Annotated in this window: 10 protein-coding genes; all 10 read right to left on the minus strand. The window is 63.2% G+C overall.

Annotation, left to right across the window (positions count from 1 at the left end):
- Window positions 1-15 precede the first annotated feature (15 nt).
- The 10 genes from ACO1VH_RS00340 to vgrG are packed head-to-tail and all read right to left on the minus strand — an operon-like array spanning window position 16 to window position 19,671.
- Window positions 16-2,970: a hypothetical protein gene (locus tag ACO1VH_RS00340; RefSeq protein ID WP_486241496.1), complete on the minus strand. Its 2,955-nt coding sequence runs from the start codon at window positions 2,968-2,970 to the stop codon at window positions 16-18.
- Complete coding sequence (locus ACO1VH_RS00345; protein WP_486241498.1) at window positions 2,970-4,352, minus strand: ATP-binding protein; 1,383 nt, start codon at window positions 4,350-4,352, stop codon at window positions 2,970-2,972. The genes ACO1VH_RS00340 and ACO1VH_RS00345 overlap by 1 nt, the downstream gene beginning before the upstream one ends.
- Window positions 4,353-4,377: 25 nt before the next feature.
- A complete protein-coding gene (locus ACO1VH_RS00350) occupies window positions 4,378-9,537 on the minus strand; it encodes a contractile injection system tape measure protein (RefSeq protein ID WP_486241500.1) in 5,160 nt (1,719 codons plus the stop codon).
- A gap of 2 nt (window positions 9,538-9,539) precedes the next feature.
- Window positions 9,540-12,050 (minus strand): hypothetical protein, encoded by a 2,511-nt coding sequence (locus ACO1VH_RS00355; protein ID WP_486241502.1) that lies wholly within the window; start codon window positions 12,048-12,050, stop codon window positions 9,540-9,542.
- An 18-nt stretch (window positions 12,051-12,068) separates the two neighbouring features.
- Window positions 12,069-12,365 carry a hypothetical protein gene (locus tag ACO1VH_RS00360; RefSeq protein ID WP_486241504.1) on the minus strand — a complete coding sequence of 99 codons (297 nt, stop codon included), beginning with the start codon at window positions 12,363-12,365 and terminating at the stop codon, window positions 12,069-12,071.
- Window positions 12,362-13,159 (minus strand): hypothetical protein, encoded by a 798-nt coding sequence (locus tag ACO1VH_RS00365; protein WP_486241506.1) that lies wholly within the window; start codon window positions 13,157-13,159, stop codon window positions 12,362-12,364. Before ACO1VH_RS00365 ends, ACO1VH_RS00360 begins: the two co-directional genes overlap by 4 nt.
- A gap of 2 nt (window positions 13,160-13,161) precedes the next feature.
- On the minus strand, window positions 13,162-17,103 hold the full coding sequence (locus ACO1VH_RS00370) for a hypothetical protein (protein ID WP_486241508.1): 3,942 nt from the start codon (window positions 17,101-17,103) through the stop codon (window positions 13,162-13,164).
- Window positions 17,104-17,112: 9 nt separating this feature from the next.
- Complete coding sequence (locus ACO1VH_RS00375; protein ID WP_486241510.1) at window positions 17,113-17,544, minus strand: GPW/gp25 family protein; 432 nt, start codon at window positions 17,542-17,544, stop codon at window positions 17,113-17,115.
- A gap of 12 nt (window positions 17,545-17,556) precedes the next feature.
- Window positions 17,557-17,859, minus strand: a complete 303-nt coding sequence (locus tag ACO1VH_RS00380; protein ID WP_486241512.1) for a PAAR domain-containing protein — start codon at window positions 17,857-17,859, stop codon at window positions 17,557-17,559.
- Between the two features lie 18 nt (window positions 17,860-17,877).
- The gene (vgrG, locus tag ACO1VH_RS00385) at window positions 17,878-19,671 is read right to left on the minus strand and encodes a type VI secretion system tip protein VgrG (protein WP_486241514.1); all 1,794 of its coding nucleotides are present in this window, start codon (window positions 19,669-19,671) and stop codon (window positions 17,878-17,880) included.
- Window positions 19,672-19,683 lie beyond the last annotated feature (12 nt).

Below are 19,683 nucleotides of genomic sequence, written 5' to 3' on the forward strand. Positions count from 1 at the left end.
CTCCCTCAGGATTGATCAGGGCTTGCTGGCGTTCATCTTGCGGTTCATGTAGCGCCACGCGACGAAGCCGAGCATCAGCGCGAACAGGCCGATGAACGGCCAGTTGCCGCGCGAGACCTGTTCCAGATACGGATCGCACGACAGCAGCAGCATGCCGAGCACGAACGGCGGCACGACGGCGGCCACCAGATACAGCAGGTAATGGCGTTCGATCTTCGCGCGGCAGCGGCAATTCCACAGATACAGTCCGCCGATCAGCAACGCGATGCCGAATGAAACGTTCCACGCCGTGCGGAACAGCCAGCGGTTCGGGCAGACGATGCGGCAGGCCAGCAGATCGGGATCGCCGCCCGGCTTCAGGTAGTGCTGCAGCAGGGTCTGGTCGACGCTGTTCGCCGGCGCGGCCGCATCGGCCGCATCGGTGGATTGCGCCGCCTGCGCATCCCGATACGGCAAGGGCCACAGGCCGATGCCGCCGAAGTTGTCCTTCAGGTAGATCACGTCGTCCTCGAACTGCTGCCAGCTGCGTCCGTCGAATTCGATGACGGGCACGATCTGGCGCAGCAGCTTTTCGCGAGCGGCGCCGTGCAGCGCGTTCTCGATGTCGAGCCGCAACTGCTTCTTCGATTCGGCGGTCGGCTCTTCCAGGAAGACGAGGAAATGCGGCCGTGCGCGTATCTGCGCCTTGCTCCACGACCATCCTTCCGGCTCGGTGCCGACGATCCGGTCAATGAGGCTGACCATGTGTTCCGGCGTATGGATGCCCTTGCCGGCCAGCATGGCCGAGCGCGGCAGCAGCAGGTTGATTCCGTGCGATTGCTGCTTGCTGCCGAGCCTGGACAGCAAACGATTGATGAAGCGGTCGAACAGCGTGACCGATGCCGTATCGGTCGGATAGTTGTCGAAGTACAGCGTGACGCCGTCGCCCTGCACGGGCGCGGCGGCACCGAACGACAGATAGGGAATCGCGCGCGAGACGGGATCGGTCAGGCGCGTATTCAGGAAGGTGGCGACATTGTCGGCCAGCGCGTCGAATGCACGCCGGCGTTCGGCTTCGCCGAGGCTGGACCAGATGCTCCAGTCATGCTTGTAGAGCACCCAGTCGACCCGCGTGCGATGCCGGTGCGCGGTGGCGACGAAGCGCGTATCCAGCGTGCCGTCCACGCGTTCGCCATCGGGACGCTCGTTCAGATGGACCAGGTTGCCGCGCTCGTCGAACGACAGACCGACATAGCCGGCGCGCGACAGCAGGCTGAAATCGAGCTGTTGCCTGCTTCCGGCCAGCCAGAACGGATAGAAGCCGTAGACGGTGCCGGCCAGCTCGTCGAGCACGCAGCCGCAGGTGCCGCCATCCCACGCAACCGGCACGGCCGGATCGAACAGCGGCGTCTTGCGCGCCTGCGATTCGATCGATGCGCGGTACATCGCGTCGACCCTGTCGACCGCTGCAGCCGCTTCCTTCAGCTGCGCATCCGTACACGGTGTCGCCAGCGTGCGGTACTTGTCCAGCGTCGCATACAGGTCCGCCGGCAGATTGTCCTTCAGCGCGACGAAGGCATCGGCCGGCAACGCATGATCCGGCAACCGTGTGCGCTGATAATCGGAACGGTTCAGCGGACAGACGCCGATGCCGGCGCCGATGACGGTCTGTGCGGCCTTGGCGAACAGGTCCTGCCGCGGATAGTCGATGCCCTGCAGGTCCTGCAGCATCGTGATGACGGGCGCTGTCACCGTCGTCATGCGTGGATCGGACTGCACCTGTTTCAACACGTCGGCCGTGATCGCGTAGCTGAACTGGCCGGGCGCTTCCTCGTCCTCGATGCGGGCGTACTGTTCGACGACAGGCAGCAGCCATTGATCCTGTCCGGGTGCACTCTCCTTCAGCGCATCGCGGATGGCGTTGGCCAGCAATTGCCGGTTGACGTAGGTTTCTTCCTGCAGCACCGCGATTTCGGCGACGGCCTTGCCTTTCGATGCCAGCGTCTTCAGGTCGGCTTCGTCGAGCCGGTAGGTATGGATGATCCAGTTGCGCCGGTTTTCCGTCAGATCGGCGCGACCGCCTGGCGAACCATCGGCGCGGTACATGTTCAGCAGCGCGATCACCTGCTGCGCCGAGCCGGACAGACGCATCCGGTACAGTTCGCTGCGCAAGGGCTGCGGCTTGCGATCGATCCAGCGCGCCAGATCGTCGCTCAGCAGCGTGGATTTCCAGTCCGGATAGACCTTGGCGATGGCGGCGAAATGCTCCAGTGCTTCGATCGTGTCGTCCGACAGTTGCCCGCGCGGCGCTTCGATGCGGAATTCCTTCAGGAAGCGATTGAGCCATGACAGCGTGATCGGGCCGACGATCGCATCCGACAGCGGATTGCCGTTCCAGTCGTATTCCTGCATGAATTCCGGCTGGCCCTTGTAGATTTCAAACAGTGCCTGCTGGATGCGCCGCTGGTCTGCACGGCTCAGTCGGTTGAAATCTTCCACGGTCAGCGGCTGCGAGGTGCGCGCCGGCCAGCTGCTGCGTGCGGTGTGCGTTGCCGTTACCTGCTGTGCAGTTGGTTGAGTTGGCTTCAAGGCTGGCGGCGCGGTTTTCGGCGCTGCCAACGTGGCCGGTACGGCGACGGTATCCTGCGTCTGGGGCGCGGCGGCGTCTCCCGTCTTCATTTCCGCTTGGTCTGCCGTGTCAGCCTTTACCTTGCCATCGGCTTTATTGTCGGCGTTATTATCGATTTGATTGCCGGACTTGTCTTCGGCTTTCGTTTCCGTCGCTGTTTTCGCTTTCGTTTCTGTCAGCCCCTCGCTCTTTTTTGACGTGGCCGCATCGTCCGCCGTCGTCGTTACCGTCTCGATATGCGTTGCTGCAGGCACAGATGCCGTGACCTTTTCCGTTACCGGCTCGCCATTTGCATGCAGCGCAGCCAGCATCAGCATGCAGGCCAGCACCTTCGGATATCCCAGTCGTCGTGCGACCTGCATTACAGCATCCTCCCCTCTTTGACGAGTTCCCTGCCGATGCCCTGAATCAGGTCGGCCTGGGTGATCGTGTCGCGTTTTTCCCTGATTGCGCGGATCGCGGCATAACGCGCGACGTTGGTCAGCGCGCCGCCGGAAAGTTCGTGTTCGTCGGCCAGTCGCGCCAAGTCGACATCGGCCGCCAGCCGGCTGCTGTCCGGGAACAATCCTTGCCATAGCCGCAGCCGTTGCACGGCATCCGGCATCGGAAAATAGATCGATGCTTGGAAACGCCGCGCGAAGGCATCGTCGATGTTGGCCTTCAGGTTGGTCGCGAGTATCACCAGCCCCGGGAAATCCTCGACGCGTTGCAGCAGATAGGAAATTTCCTGGTTCGCATGGCGGTCGTTGGAATTGCCGGTTTGCGTACGCTTGCCGAACAGCGCATCGGCTTCGTCGAAGAACAGGATCCAGTTCTTGTTCTGCGCCTGATCGAACACATTGGCCATGTTCTTTTCGGTTTCGCCGATGTACTTGGAAACGATCATCGACAGGTCGATGCGATAGACATCGACCCCGGCGGCTGCGCCGATCAACGTGGCCGTGAGCGTCTTGCCGGTGCCGGGCGGACCGTGGAACAGGCAGCGATAACCCGGCTTTACGCTGCGTTCCAGTCCCCAGTCGCGCATCAGCGTGCCGGTGTGCTGCAGCCAGATACGGATATTGGCGATTTCGTCCATCACTTCGGGATGCAGCACCAGATCGTCCCAGCCCAGCTTGGTGACGATGCGCTTGGCCGGGAAATCGCTGCTGAAATCCGGCTTGTGGAAATGTCCGGTCGTGAAGCGGTTCAGGTATTCGCTGGCGACGGTCAGCGCGGCGCTGAAGAACGGTTCGTCCGACTGGCGATTGCCGATCCTGCAGATGCCGGACCTGATCAGCGGATGGTCGTCCTCGAACAGGCGCATGACCTCGAAGCGGCGCGCCAGATCGTTGCCGGCCAGCAGGAAGGCGGCCGTTTCACAGGTCGGCAGATGGCCGCCGTGCGTCTTGCCGGCCCAGCCGCCGAATTCGGTGAAGTTGCGGCCGATGCCGCTGTTTTTCGTGAACAGCGGATCGAGCACCTGCGGGCGGATGTGCGGCATCATCGCCAGCATCAGCACGAGGCGCGCATTGAAATCCGTTTCCAGCCCGTGTTCGCGCAGCACGCGCGCGTATTCCGAATCTGCGAAATTTGCAGAAGCGGAGGAAGCGTCCTGCCGCAGATCGGGCGGCGGAATGTCGCGGATATCGATCAGCTCGACATCCTTCGCCTCGAAATGCAGATTGAAGCGCGCATCCATCACATGGGAAAACCAGACGATTTCCCGTTCCAGAACGTGCGCGTTGTTGTCAGCCGTATGCATGTTGCCGTCGTTCTCCATCGTTCGCTCAGCGCCAGTCCACGCGCAGCAAGGTCGGCATCCAGCCGTGCCTGATCATCGAAAAGCTCCAGGGCAACCGGTCGAGCAGCATGTCGTAGGCGCGCTTTTCCACCTGCAGGTGCCAGCCGTCCTCCTGCCGCCGCAGCCAGCCGGGGCGCTGGAGAAAGGAGGCGCGCAAGCCGTCGATCGACGTGCTGCCGAGCGCGCCCCAGTTGGCGATCATTCCCTGCAGTAGCGATTCGACGGTTTCCCGTTCGTGATCGGTGATGTCGATGCCGGCGACGATCGGCGTGCCGGTCTTCACGCCGCACAGCAGCTTGTTCAGCACCAGCTGGTACTCCGGCGTCGCGGTGCGCTTGTCGACCATGAACTGCAGCAGGTGCACGGCGCGTTCGGCCGCCTTCGGATCGACGAACCTGCCCTGCTCCGTCAGTTTCAGCAGCGCGAACAGATGCGGGATGTAGGGCGCGGCCAGCACCATGCCGGCATTCGGGATATGGATTTCCTGCTCGGGGCGGTTGCGCGGGGCTTCTTCCGCTTCCTGCGTATCGCTACCGGCAGCAGTTCGGGAGTCGGTATCTCCTGTTCGGATATTGGCCGATGGCAGCGTGGCACGGGTGGATTGATGGGTGGATTGGTATTGCGCGGAAGCCGAGGCCATCCTCTGCCGGCTGTCGTTGCCGGTATCTGCTATGCTCGTTGCATTCGTTTCGCTCTTGCCCAGCAAAGGAATGGTTGGCATGGGGCGGCGGACGGCGGCAAGCACTTCGTCGGCATGTGCCGTGCCGGTTTCGTCGATCAAATGTCGCGCCAGATCGATGGCGTATTCCGTGCGATCTCCATCGCCCTCACCCTCACCTGCGCCGGTTGCCGCACGATGCAGCAGATGCTGCCATTTCGCCGTGCGCAATCGCGGCGACGCCGCGCGGTCGATGGCGAGAAAGACGTCTTCCACCCAATCGGCCCGGAAGCGCTTCAACGCATGCCGCGTATCGATGGAGGCAAGCGTTGCAGCCAGCAGCGCTTCCGGCATCGCTGCTGCAAACAGGCCGGCCATGCGCAGGTCGCTCAGCGTTGCAAGCAACACGGCCCGCAAGGCCGATGCATGACCGGACAGGCCGATGCTCAGCCAGCGCTGCAAGGTCTGCCTTGCAGCAGCATCGTTGTGCGCGCCGGCGAGCAACACGTTCAATGCTTCAGGTTGCCATGTGTCGCGCGGCGCTTCGCGCTGTTCGCGGGAAGCAGTGGTTGATGTGACGAGCGGCATGGCGGAAGGAATGACGGATTCCGATTCGTCGGCTTGCGCATGGATGGTGCTGCCATGACGCATGTGGAACATATTGAGCATATCGAGCAAGGCGATGCGATAGCAGTCGTCATCGCTGTCGGCCGATTTCGCATCGCGATCCAGCGACGCCAGCACGGAAGCGATGCGTTCGGCAGATAGGCGGCTGCGCATCCACGCAATCAGGAGGCTGCGCCATGTTTCGCGCGTGAATGTGCTTTCTTTCCTCGGCAGTCTTTTCGCGCGCAAGGCATCCCAGACCGGCTGCATGGTTTCGGGACGAGCGGCAGCCGTTTCCAGGATCAGTGCTTGCAGCGCTTGCGTATCCACGCGATCCGGCGCAGACAGCATCCGGTGCAGGTGTGAGAAACCGGATAATTCCGGCGTTCGAAAAATGTCTTCTACCGTGTCAGACATCGCGACCGTTTGCCCGCTGCTTTCAATGGATCGATCACCGCCGCTCGGTTTGACGGTTTCCGAAAGCCGGTTTTGGTTCGCATTGCCTGTTTCCACTTTCTCGGACTTTTGCGCCGCCATACCGGCGACATCGGCCATCTGTGCGGAATCGTCCGTCTGCCGTGCGGCCAAGGCATCGAGATCGACCGCCTCCTCACGCAGCAAGGCGGCCAGCACGCCACGGTAATAAGCGGAACGATCGGCTGCATGTCGGGCATGCGAGAAGATCGCCTCCAGGAAAGCAGTTTTTGCGCCGGCGGCCGATGTCATTGTCGATGCCATTACCGATGCGTCTCCGTCGACAATCGCTTTCGGCAGCAGCACGGCGTACAGTCGTTCGTCGTAGACGAGCTGCGCCATCGACGGTGGTACCGCGCGCAGTGTGCGCATCAGTTGCCGCAGCAGGACGGGAAATTCCTGCTGCAATATCTCGGCATCCGTCGCAGCCTGCGGCGTCAATGTCACCCTGCCGAGCAAGACGTCGTGTACATGCTGATAGCGGCGATACGCCTGTTCCAATGCCATGTTTTCCAGTGCATCGCCCTGCTCTGCCTCGACAGCGGCATTCCGCAGAATGGCATCGGCCCGCTGCGTCAGCGCTTTTGCATAAGCCGCTGCATCGGAGGCCTGCATCGACGGCGGCAACTGTTGCCAGGCGCATTCCCATAAGGATCGACGCGCCGCAGCGCCTTCCTTCTCCGTCAGAAAATGCAGGCGTTTCTGCTGTTCGGCATGCAGCGCTGCGGCTTGCGGTTCCAACAGCGCCAGCAGATCGGACAGCATGGCCTCCGGGAAACCGCGCGCCATGCGCTCGCGCACGCCAGCCATCTGCATGTAATGGCGGACTGCCTGCACGATCATTTCGGGCTGCCGACGCAACAGCATGGGCCAGTCGCCTTCGATGCCTGCCGCATCGCCGGTAAGCAAGGCTCTGGCCAGACGATGGCGCAGATTGGTTTCTGTTTCGACGGATGCGGCGATGTCGTGTACAGGCTCGGCAGTCTCAGTTGCAACCGAATCGCCGTCTTGCCATGCATCGGCAATACGCATCAGGGAATCGACGATGGCAGCAATGTCCAGCGTTACTGCATTCTCTTCTGCGCTCGCTGTCGCATCAGGAAGTGGCGACGGAATTGCAGACTGCGTCAGCGATGGCTCCGAAACGTTTCCTGAGTGCTGTACACCAGCGACCGGACTATCCTGCAGATTGTTTTTACACTGCTGGAAATCATTGCTTGCCGTCGGCTCGCCGTTTTTGATTTCCTTTCTTTCCGCGGGGCGTGAACGATCGTTCAGTTCTTTTTTTGTTCCGCTTGCCGGCACCATTTCCGGCGCATGTCCGTCACCTTCGATGTCATGGCCGACTGTCGAACGATCGTCGATCGACGGCATATTCTCTGTCGTGCGTTTGTCGCTGAATGGCACGCTGCCGGTTTGGCGAGGAAGGCGCTCATCCTTTTCCCATGCGCGCATGGACTCGGCAGCGGCATTGCCGGCTGCTTCGCGCGGTTGGGCCGTCGCACGATGTAAAGAAGACGGTGAGGATGACAGTCTGCCGGCTTGCATCAGCCCTTCCGTTCCCGAAGCCGTCCTTGCGCCGGCATCCGTCCGGAGGCGTTGATCGGCTTCGGTGACATGAACAGCGGCATTGTTCCTGTCGCGAACGCTTTGTGCGGCAAGCCTTTCCCGCTCCAGCAAAACGGCCAATGCAAGCCGCCAGCATTCATCTTCCAACGCGGCTTCGGCATGCGTCTTCACTGCTGCTGCAGCGGAGCTCGATTCCGGCGTAGCACGCTGCGGGACAAAAGACGGGATCGAGTCCGATTGCTTACTGCCGGGAAGCCTCTCGGACGACGTCACCGACGCATGACGCTCCAGAGTGCCGAAAAGTACCTGCTGCAGTACGGCTGATGCGGCAGCAGGCAAACGGGCCATCTTCTCGCTGATTTCCTGCGTCGGGAATTCCGCAGCGGATGCCGGAGGAACGATGTACGCAGCCGCCATTTCGGCCAGGCCTGACGATTGTCTGTACTGTTCGGCGGCGCTTTCCCACTTCTGCCGAACGCGACGGATCGCCGTGGCCAGCGAAGCCGACGTCTTCACCGCATCCAGCACGGACAGGAACAGCGCAGCCATCAGCTTCCGCTCCAGCGCGGACCAGTCAAGCCTGCCCGAAGAAGCATTCGAGGCATACGGACCCATGTGCCGTTCCGCCGCGGATATGACTTCATGCGTGTTCGGCTGCATGCCCGTCTGCATTGCTGTCGGCCCGCCCGGACGCATGTCCGGCAATCCGTCGCGCAGCGCACGCAGAAAATTTCCAATTTTCGGCTGCAGCAAGACGATCAATTCGGCAAGCAAGGATGACGGCAAGGTCTCCGCCATTCGTTCCGCGATTTGCCGCGTACCTGCAAGGTCCCGCAAGACCGAACGGATCGCATCGCCCCTGCCTTCCTCCAGCAAACGGGAAAGCATTGCGGCATCGCCCGCCGCACAAGCCTGCAGCAATCGACGATGCGCTGCACGCAAGGCTTCGGCGTTATCTGCCGGCTCGCCATGCGGTGACGCCGGATGGGCCTGCTGCGACATGTCGCTTGCCGGCTTCATCGACGAAATATTCGCGGCAGCATTTGTCACGGCATCCGCCGCCGAACTTGCTGCGTCTTTCATGGAAGCAGCGATGCCGGAAGGGCCGACATCAATCTCGGCCGTATCCGTCAACGCTTTCCGCACATCGCCGCCATCCAGCATCGTGTCGATAGTCGTCTGCCACAGCCGGAGGCGAAGCGATTCCCGCGAGGCGGGCAGCAATGGCTTTCCTGCGTGAGTCAACAGCCGGTCGATCAGAACGGTAACGTCGATTTCCGTGTGCAGCGTCTGCGCGAGGCGCTGCAAGGCAGATGCCGGGAACTGCGCGACCAGGCGCGCAATGGCTTGCTTCCTTCTTGCGGACAACCGCAGCAAGGCATGCAATCCCGCCGGATTGGTCTCCAGCACCTGATCCAGCAGGCGGCGATGACTGTCGGCATCGGCAATGTCTTCCTGCGCCGTCAGCACGCCGCCGGTCAGGAAATCGGCCAGCCGCTCGATCGCGCGCCGCGCATGCGACACCAGTGCAATCCGGCCCGCCCTTTCCTTTTCTCCGTCGGCGAGCTGCGCCTGCCGCTGCTGGAGCAGGTCCGTCAGCTGGCGTTCGATGCGCCTTGTCATTTCTTCCTGAAAACCGTCGAACGGAATGTCGCCCAGATCGAGTTCGACCTCGGGCAGCACGAGCACGCCGTCGCGATGCACATGCCGGTCCAGTACCGATTCGATGGCCGGCAGCAGTTTTCCGGACAGATAGGAACGCCATTCGTCGTCACGCAGGCCGGCATCCGCGTCGAACGCGATATCGAGCACCATGTCGTCGATCATGTGGCTGGCCATGTTCATACCCAGTAGTCGCGTTCGCTGCGCGCGTGCCGCTGCAGGAAGGTGCGCAGCGCGACGGAAGCGGCGTCGATGGCGGCGGCGTCCTGCAGCGAAGCGCGCAAGGCGTGCAGCCAGCCATGCAGCCGCGATTCGAAATCGCACATCTGCACGAAATCGAGCCAGTAGAACTCCGGCAAGAGATGCGCCGGCGCATTCATGCAGACGGTTTCCTCGGCCAGCTTGCGGAATTCGCTGTCGTGGAAGCGGCCGGTCCAGCCGGGGAAGACGACGCTGATGCGGTGGTTGCAGAAATCCCTGTCCGCATCGGATGCAGTTGCGCCGGCCTGCCCGCCGCGCGGACGCAACAGGATGTGTTCGACGATGTGCAATCCCTCGCTGGCGGCATTCAATGCGGTCAGTTCGCGGCTCATTCGCCATGCGCAATGCCTGGCCTTTTCGACATCGGGCGCGGTCGCCAGCAGCCATGGTTTGGCGTCGCGATGACGCTTGAAGCCGACGGCGACGCGCTCGCCCTCTTCCGGAATCAGCACGTAATTGCCGGTGTCGATGCCGTGGCGGAACACCGATTCGCCGAGCGCGACGCCGTTGAACAGTGACGTCTCTTCCGATTCGCTTTCAAAGCGCGATGGATCGATGCGAGGTACCGGCTGCGCATCGGCTTGCGCGTCCAGCTGTTTGACCGAGCGCATGAACACCTTGTCCGGCAGCAGGCGCAGGCCGCGCTGCTGCAGCACGTTGCCGAGCCGGCGGAAGCGGCCGATCTCCTGGATGCCGAGCAGCACGCCGACCTTGCGCTGCAGGCCGGCGATGTTGTCGGTTTCCCATGCGGGGCGCAGATAGTCGAAGCCGGTCGCGCGCTGGGCGCTGATCGTGACGATGTTCTGCAGGAAGACGCGCTTCTTTTCGGCCAGCCACCACGGGCGACGCGCTTCGCTTTCGTAGCTGAAGCGGTTCAGCGATTTCTGCGTAAACCGTTCGCCGTAGATCGCCAGCATGTAGTCGAGCGCGCGGCCGCGGCGGTCGGCTGCATTGTCGTGGCGCTGCTGCACGTCGGCAAGCATGTCGGCAGTCTGTTCGCGATCCTGTGCATACAGCACCTCGATGCCGGGCAGGCTGTCGTTGGCTATGTATTGCGTGAAGTAGGTTTGCCGCAGACCGTCTTCCAGCGAGAACAGGCGGCGCATTTCCTGCAGGTTCTGCAGGTAGTCGGCCATCAGCTGTTCCGGCAGGTACAGATAGGCTTTCAGCTGCGCGGCCTCGGCCTTGCGTCTGGCCGGCGCGGAATCCGGCACGCCGTGGCGATTGATGCCGTAAATCGCCGGGAAGTGATGCTGGATCGACGTGTAGCCGGCCAGATCGTGGCGCTGCCCTTGCGGTGCGGGAAGGAATTGCGAAAAGGTCTGCCGGCTGTTGCGGAAGGCACGGAAGCCGAACTGCAACTGCACCAGTTCGTCCCGCGCTTCGCACAGCAGCGCATCCTGCCGTTCCTTGTGCAGCCGGCGGGCTTCGTCGTCTTCCGACGCGAGCGCGACGCCGGTGTTGCGGCCGAATACCAGATGCAGCAGGTCCTGATCCGCATCGGCCGGAAACTGCAGGCGCGGGCAAACGGCGGCGGACGGATCGAAGGACAGCGATTCCGCCGGTTTCCCCTGCGCATCGACCAGCCCGAGCTCATGCACCTGCTTGACGCCGTCGACCTGCTGGATCAATCCGATCAGATCGACCAGCGTGACGGTGCGTTGCGAGGAAGAGATGCGTTCGTCGTCGATATGGCCGTGGCGCGTCAGCGGCCCGAGGAACAGTCTGTCCAGCTCCATGCCGGCGGTGAATACGTCTTCGTAGCGATGCACGTAGAAGCCGGACGAGATGCAGCGTTCGCAGGCGAAGAAGATGCGCGCATAGACTTCGGCCGGATTGCAGAAGCCGTCGAGTTCGATTTCGCCGCTCAGGAAATACGGCGCGGTATCGACGATGACGACGTCTTCCAGATCCTCGCCGAGGTTGCGGTGTGCAGCGTAGGTGGCGCGGATGCGCTGGCGCACCGCTTCGCGCTCATCACCGGATGCCGGCTGCGTGAACGTTTCGTCCAGCAGCACGCGCAGCGTGTACAGTCCGCGCGGCCGCGTATCGTTGGCAGGCAGGCGTTCCAGCCACAGGTCGTCGATCTGCGGCACTGCGTCGTAGATGATCTTGCGGTAGTCGTTTTCGGTGATCGGCTGCACCGGCAGGATGTCTTCCGGCGCATACAACCCCTGCTCCGCATAATCGATGCGGCCGTCCGGCCCGGTCAGATAGTCCTGCGGCGCGAAGCCGGAACGATAGGCCAAATCGGTCAGGCCGTAGCACAGCTGTTCGAGGATGGTGACGCCGGGATCGTGCAGGTTGTAGTCGGTCCAGGTTTCGCCGCACAGCTGCTGCAGCAGCGCAATGCCGGTCGCGCGCAGCGCATCGAAATCCAGTCCGTCGGGATCGGGCTGGCGTCTGTCGATGGTGGTCGCGTTGGTCATGCGCATCCGGTCGGCCAATCAGGCTGTCGCGCAACCGGCGGACTGCTGGCTGCGGATCTGCGCATTCAGGTCCGCGATCAATCCGCAGACCTGCTCGAACGGCAGTGCGCCGAGCGCGCGTATCGCCAGTGCCAGTTCGGCGGCGTTCATCGCGTAGGCGTGCCGGCTGCCGACATCATCTTCGGCATCGAATCCGTTGGCCTGCCGGTTCAGGCTGGCGATCAGCGCGAAGACTTCCTTGAACGGACGTTCCGCCAGCGCCTGCACGATCAGCGCACCCTCTTCTTCCGTCAGTGCAACGGCATAGGTTTTCATCGGCTGCCTTTCAGGCCGGGCTTGACCAGGCAATCGTTCATGAAGGGATCGGGCCACAGGCCGGTCAGGTAATACTTGATCCAGATGCCGTCGCCATAGCCGCAGCCGACGCGCATCTGCAGCTTGTATTCGTTGTTCGGCCCCGCGCTCTGCCAGCGCAATTCGATGCGGCAGCAGCGCGAACTGAAATGCGCCTGGTGATACGTGATGTGGCCCTTGCCGTTGAAGGCATTGACGGCGAACGCATGTATCAGCGCATAACGGCCGCTGCCGTGCTTGCCGACGCCGGCCATGATCTCGAATGCCTGGCAGCCTTCGAGCGTACCGGTGATGTCGTGCCATTCGCTGTCGGCCGGTGCCGGCAGCTCGCCCTTGCGGCCGATGCGTCCCCATGATGCGACGGTGCCGGCGACGTCCAGCGCGTGCTCGGGCTTTTCCTTGTTGAGGCCGAGGCCGAAGCGGGCCGGCTGGTCGGCCGGTGCGCCGTATTCGTCCGGCATGCGGCGCAGCGCAAAGGCAGGCGCACCCTGCTTGTCGGTAATCAGCAGATTGCGTTCGGCGGACGGATCGAGCTGGATGGACCACAGCGGGCTTTGCACGTCGATGTCGTGATAGAAGCTGAGCAATCTCCCGCCGCCCAGTTGCGTGACCTTGAAACCGTCGGCGCGCGTCTTCTCGAAGCCGTCGTCGAGCATGTTCAGCGTCGAATCGATCAGGTCGGCGAAGCCGGCCGCATCCGGCATGCGGCCTTCGATGAACTTGTCCTTCAGCGTTTTCCTGTTCTGCTGGCCCATCGCTATTCTTCCGTTCCAATGATGAATGTGGTGCCGACTTCCAGCGCCGCCAGGCCGACCGCCTTCGGATCGCGCGGCTGCAGGTCGCCGCCGATCGCGATCGCGTGGCGCTGCAACGGCACGGCGATGCTCCACGGATAGTCCGGCACGATGTCGCGGTGGCCTGCGTCGCCGCCCTTTCGCGCGGCGGTATCCAGCAGGCCGTAGCGTTCGCTGCCGTCCGGCGAGATGCGCAGCATCGAAAAACCGGTGACGAATTCGACGTAGTCCAGTCCGAGGATGAAGGCTTCGACGTCGTGCTGCCGCACGCGCCAGCCGAAGTGCACCGAGTAACCGCCGCCGCCCCACGGCGACAGGAAGCGCGAGATGTCGCGGTTCAATTGCTTGACGTAATAACCGCCGCCGAAGCCTTTCCTGAATTTGACGGTGCAGCGCACCTGCAGATGTTCGTAGACCGGATTGCGCACGTCGATCTGCGCCCATGGCGACGCAAGACCGGCGGCGTACTGCCGCACTTCGCCGATCAGGTGGCCGTCCAGCGTCGGCATGTGACCGCTGCCGATGCCGGCCGGCAGCTGCGGCAGCGCGACGATCAGCACGTGGCCGGGCGCGATCCAGCGCTGCGGGTCGGCATCCATCCGCATGTTGGGGAAGCACTTGACCTTGTAGATCTCGGGGAATTTTTCGAGGATCAGCGTCTGGTAGTCGTAGGGAGAGACGGCGCGGTTCTTGTGGCGCAGGCGACCGCTGATGCGCGTGCGCAGCTGTTCGCGCGTTTCAGCCGGCGTGCCGCCGAACGAGGCGACCGGCTGCATGATCTTGCCGAGGCCGGCAATCGTCTTGCGGCTGCGCTGGATCGCGCCGACCGGCAGCGGCGCATCGGCGGTCGAATAGCCGTTGTCGTCATTACCATGCACGCGGCTGACCTGCAGACCGTTCGTGTAGACCGCATAAAGACTGCAGACCTTGTTCAGATCGTGCTCAGCCGACAGGCGCAGCCAGTACAGGCCCCGTGGCATGACGGTGCTGTCGCAGTCGATGTCCGGCGGCAGTTCGAGCGAGACGATGCCGGACACCATGAAGCCGTGCGTGGTATCGGCGACGACGCGCGTGCCGAACGGTATCCAGCGGTTGCCGGACAGATAGGACCAGCGCAGCGATGATCCAGCCTGCCCGGCCGGATTGTGCGGGCTGTCTGGTTTCCCCGACTCGTTACAGGGCAGCGAATCCGGATGCAGATGAAACAGCAGGTTCACGATCTGGCCGTCGGCGGTACCCGACAGGCCGATGTACAGATTGCCCGAATCGTCGATGTGCGGCAGCAGCGTCGCATGGCCGCGGCGCATGCCGGCGAGATTCTCCCAGCCGAGCGGATGCAGATGGAACATGCGGTCGCCATCGCCATCGCGGCCGTTCGTGTGTGCGAGATCGATATGCGCAAACGCGGTATAGCTGAACGAGATCGCATTGATCAGCGGCGTGTACGGCGGATTCGGCAGCGGCTCGTGGCGTTTCAGCTTCTTCTCGGCGGCATTACGTCCCAGCGCTTCGGCCAGCGCGACCGGATATTCCTTGTGGCCGAATGCGAACTCGGGGCTGTTCAGCGTCAGCTTGAAGAAACCGTTCTTGGCCAGCGGTCCGTAGGCGAATGCCGTGTCGAGCGGCATTCGATCCGCCAGCCGCGCATGGTGGATCACCTGATCGAACGACAGCCTGCGCTGCGGGCGGATCGCTTCCAGATCGCGCTCGTCGTCCCAGCGATCGAACAGCATGACGTCCGGCTGCTTGCGGTGCTCCGCCGGCAGCCATTTGCCGTCGACCAGCACGCTGGCCGCCGCGGTGACCGCCGCGCCTTCCCTGTAATCGTAGCCGGCATACCAGTCGCGAAATCCGCCGTGCCCGCTCGGCAGTCCGCCCCATTCGACATCGATCTCGAAACTGCCGAGCCGCTTGCCGGCCATCTCCGCGCTGCCGACGATGAAATACGAACCAATCGCCGGAATCGGGCCGAACAGCTGGAATGGCGCGGCCGGCGACAGCTGGCCGACATTGTTGAACAGCGACAGCTGCTTGCAGCCTTCCGCGCCGACGTCGATCGCGATCTTGCGCAGCGGCAGGCGATCCAGCAAGCCGTACGGATACATGTAGTCCGCATGCAGCAGCAGGCGCACCATCGGCAGCGCAGTCTCGTACTGCTCGCCATGCACGGCCTGCACGTACGGCGTGACGGCCGGCGCATCGGCGGCCAGTTCGAAATCGATCAGCAGCGTATGCGGCGCGCAGCGGATGTCGAAGTTGCGATCCACGCCCTGATACAACGGGATGTATTCGGTCACCGGATGCCAGCCCTGCTCGCAGGTGACGGCGAGCACGAACATGCGGCGAAACACGCGAAAGAACGCATCCTCGATTGCCAGCTGCTGCTGTTCGTCGGTCTGCCGCTTCTCATCGTCACCATCTTTGCTGTCGTTGCCGTCGCCATCGATCGCCTCGGCCAGAGCGGCGATGCGCTGCGCAAACAGGTCTTCGCCGTTCGCGCCTTCGTCGAAGGTCAGCGTGATGCGGATGCGGCGCCTGCCCTCGCGCAGCGCCAGCACGCGGCTGGCGATCGCGAAGCCGATCCGCGCTTCCGGCAGGAACATCGCATCGCGCGCGGCCTTCGGCGCGCCGAGCAGCGGCTGCGGAAACAGTTTTTCAGGATCGGTGACGACTTCCGCCGGCACGTCGATGCTGTTCAGATAGCAGCCGGTCGCATACTGCCGATCGCCGCCGTCAGCCGGTTCGCGTAGCGCATTCTCGGGCGCACTGTTCGCATCGCGATCGAAATACAACGTGTGCAGCGCCTGTACCTGCAGATCGCCGACCAGCAGCGGCGTATCGGCGGAGAACACAATGTCGCGCTTGGCGGCATCCTGCCCGGCGCTGAACTCGGTGCCGGGCGCGATCGGGATGTCGCGCCCCGGCAGGCTGGCTTGCAGCACCAGACAAGTCTTGTCGGCACGCGCCGGCCGTAGCTTCGCCAGCAGCACCTGGTCGTAGTAGAAATCCAGATGGCGATGCGTGAAGCGATTCACCCTGCCCTGCAACTTTTGGTACAGCTGCGCGAACGCGATCAGCATGCCGACCGACGGGTCGTGCTGCTGGCTCGCGAGCGACGCGGGCAGCATGCGCGCCGCGCCTTTCTGCAGCATGTCGATCGCCTTCAGGAAGGCATAGAAATTCGTGCGGAAGGAAAACGCCATGCGCGCATCGCCATTGCCGTTCCCGCCACCGTTCGCACCGCTGTCGCCGCGCATGGCCGGATCGAAGGCCATCATCGCCGGCGTTGGCGCTGTCGCTTTCTTGGTCGCCTGATTTGTCGCTGACTTCGCCGTTTGCACTGCCGCGGCATTGGACTGGCAGGCCAGACGCAGCCGTTCGAATTCTCCCTGCAGGCGGTTCGCCATGCTGGACAGCAGGCCATACAGATCCCGCCCGGCCGGCGTCTGCGATGGACGCAACGCGGTGAACCAGCGATCGATCAGCGCGGCGAGCTTCCAGGCCGGCATTTCGTGCAGCGAAACGTCGCGCGTCAGCCGGTTCGCATCACCGCCGGTGTCGTGCCACATCTGCTCGAAGGCGGCCGCGTAGCCGTCCAGATCGATGGACAGGATGTCGGCAATGATCATCGTCTCGTCGGCCGAGAAATACGCTTCCCAGGTACCGTCGTCCCGGTTGCGCTCGTCGCGGAAGCGCACGCCGGCCGCGTACCGGCCCATCATCGCCAGCAGATCGGTCAGCTTCGTCTCGTCGACGTTGAAATAGCCGTCCTGCAGCGCAGGCTGTGCGCGCTGCTGCTGGCTGATGCCGTCGCTGACGATGGGACGCCGCGCGGCGTCCGTCCGGCGCGACGAACGGCCCGAAACGTCGCGGGAGGTGCCACGGGATAAGGGATGCGCGGTCATGGGCGGCGTTCAACTCCGGACATGCGTGCCTTCCATGAAATAGAAGGGATAAACGATGTTGCTGCGCGTATTGGTCGAACGCACGCGGTAGACGATGTCGATCGTCAGCAGCCCTTCCTCGATGCGGTCGTCGGCGATGTCGATGCGCTCGACGGTGATGCGCGGCTCGAAAAAGAGAATCGCGCGCTCGATCAGGTCGCGAATCTCGGTCAGCGTGCTTTCCGTCACGTTGTCGAACACCAACGTCTTCAATCCGCAGCCGTAGGCCGGCTGCATCACGCGCTCGCCCGGCGCGGTGGACATCAGGATCAGCAGGCTTTCGCGGATGTCATCCTCGCCCGACACCATGTTCAGCGCACCGCCGCCGTCACGTCCGGTGTGCTTGTGGAAACGCGGCGGAAAGCTCCAGCCGGTGCCGAGGAAGGATTGATCGACTGCCATCGTCCGCTTCCCTCAGCCGCCGATCATCACGGTCGGATAGCCGATCGCGATATTGCCGCCGTGCGCCGTCGTGTCGCCCATGCGCGCGGCCGGCTTGCTACCGATCATCACAGTGGCCGAACCCTTGACGATGCTGTCCGGCGGGCCGACGCAGACGCAGCTGTCGCCGACCACGGCGGCCGGCAGATTGCCGATCAGCACCTGCGGCACGCAAGGGCCGATGATCGGTCCGCCGACGTGCGGGATCGGCGCCGGGAAAGCCGGCGTCTGCATCGGGCAGACGTGCATGTCGGTAATGCGGGCGGCGGGCGGCATCGTTTTTTTCTCCTGCGCTCAGTTGATCATGACCATCGCGCCCTTGACCGTGGTCTGGCCGGACGCGGACAGTTCCGCCGACGCCGCGCCCTTGGCGACGAAGCCGACGTTGGCGTTGTTGTTGATGTTCAGCCCCTGGCTCTTGATATCGGCCTGGGACGTGCTTTCGATATTGCCGGTGGCGGTGATCGTGACCTTGCCCTTGGCGTTCATCACGATGTCCTTCGCGCTGTCGAGGTAGATGCCGTCCGGCTTCAGTTCCAGCGTATTGCCGTTCTGGTCCGACAGCAGGATGGACTTGGCATCGTCGCTGATGACGATCTTGTTGGCGGCCGGCGTGGTCAGCGTGATGATCTTCTTGTCGTCGTCGAATTCGCACTTGAGCATGCTGCGTGTGACGATCGCCTTGAAGTTGTTCTCCGCCGCCGGTTCGTAGGCCGGCTTGCGGCGGCTGCTGTACAGGCTGCCGAGGATGACCGGGTGCGACGGATCGTCGTTGAAATAGCCGAGCACGACTTCGTCGCCGATCTCCGGCAGGAAGAAGGAGCCGAAGCCGCTGGATGCGTAGAAGCCGGCCAGCCGCGCCCATACGCCGTCGGTCTCGGGCTGCATCACCGGCGTCGAGACCTGGATCTTGTACTGCCCGTCCGGATCGGCATCGAGCTTCATCACGACGCCGATCTGCAGGCCCTGCACGCCCGGCGCGAGGCCGGCGGCAGGCGGCGCGATCACGTCGTCCTGCTGCTCGACGAACCAGCGGTGCGGCATGCCGAACTCGACCTCGGTGATCCAGTTGCCGTTCTCGATGTCGTGATTGACGGCACTGACGAAGACGTTGCCGCTGAAGCGCGCGCCGACGCCCTTGATCTCGATCAGCGTGCCCGGCAGCGCCAGTGCACTGCCCTGGAATTTCATGCGGCCGCGGATGCGCGACAGGCCCGCCTTCAGTTGCTGGCCGTCGGCCCAGGCCTGCAGCGATCCGGTGTCGAGCGGCACGGCGGTCTGCAGGTTGAAATTGGCGAGACCGATCACGCCGGCCAGCGTCGCGCTGTCCAGATTGCCTTGCGCATTCAGCGTCTTCGGCGAAGCGGTCGTCTGCGCCACGGCCTGCGTGGACAGATCCCACGTGGTTCCTTGCACCGACGTCAATTGCGTGCGCGCATCGATGTCGGCGTGGAACTCCATCAGGTCCATGCCGTAGGTGACCGTCAGCACCGCCGAACCGCTGACGGCCGGTGGCTGCACCGTGACCTTGGTGGCATCCACCGTCACCAGCATGCCGTTGACTTCGGCGCGCGCGATCATGTAGTCCCAGTCGGTGCAGTAGTACTGCACGATTTCCTTGTGCTGCACCGAGGTCGCCGTCACGTCGGCCGACAGGCCGCTGCAGTTGCCGATCAGCTTGCTGATGATGTCGCTATCCAGTTGATCGACGTAGTTCGCATTCTTGCGGCCTATCGTCATGCCGACCGCCTTGTCACGACACTCGACGATCAGGCGCGAATGATTGGCGCCGGTGATCTTGATGCTGTGGCGGATGATGACGCCTTCGAAGATGGAGGTTTCGGTCGAGCCGTAGCCGGCGCTGATGACAATCGCCGCGCCGGGTACGAAATCGGCGGCGTCGCTCTGCGGGAAGTCGGCATTCGGCATGTCGCCGTCGCGGATGACGATGCGCGCCATCGATACCTTGTTGACGCTCTTGTTGATGCTGACCGATTCAATGCCGATGGTGGTCGCCAGCGGACTGCCGTTGCTGGTGATCGTCAGCTTGAGAACGTCGGAACTGCCGACTGCCGGTGAATCTGCCATGCGACTCTCCGG

It is taken from the genome of Oxalicibacterium sp. (assembly GCF_057353965.1).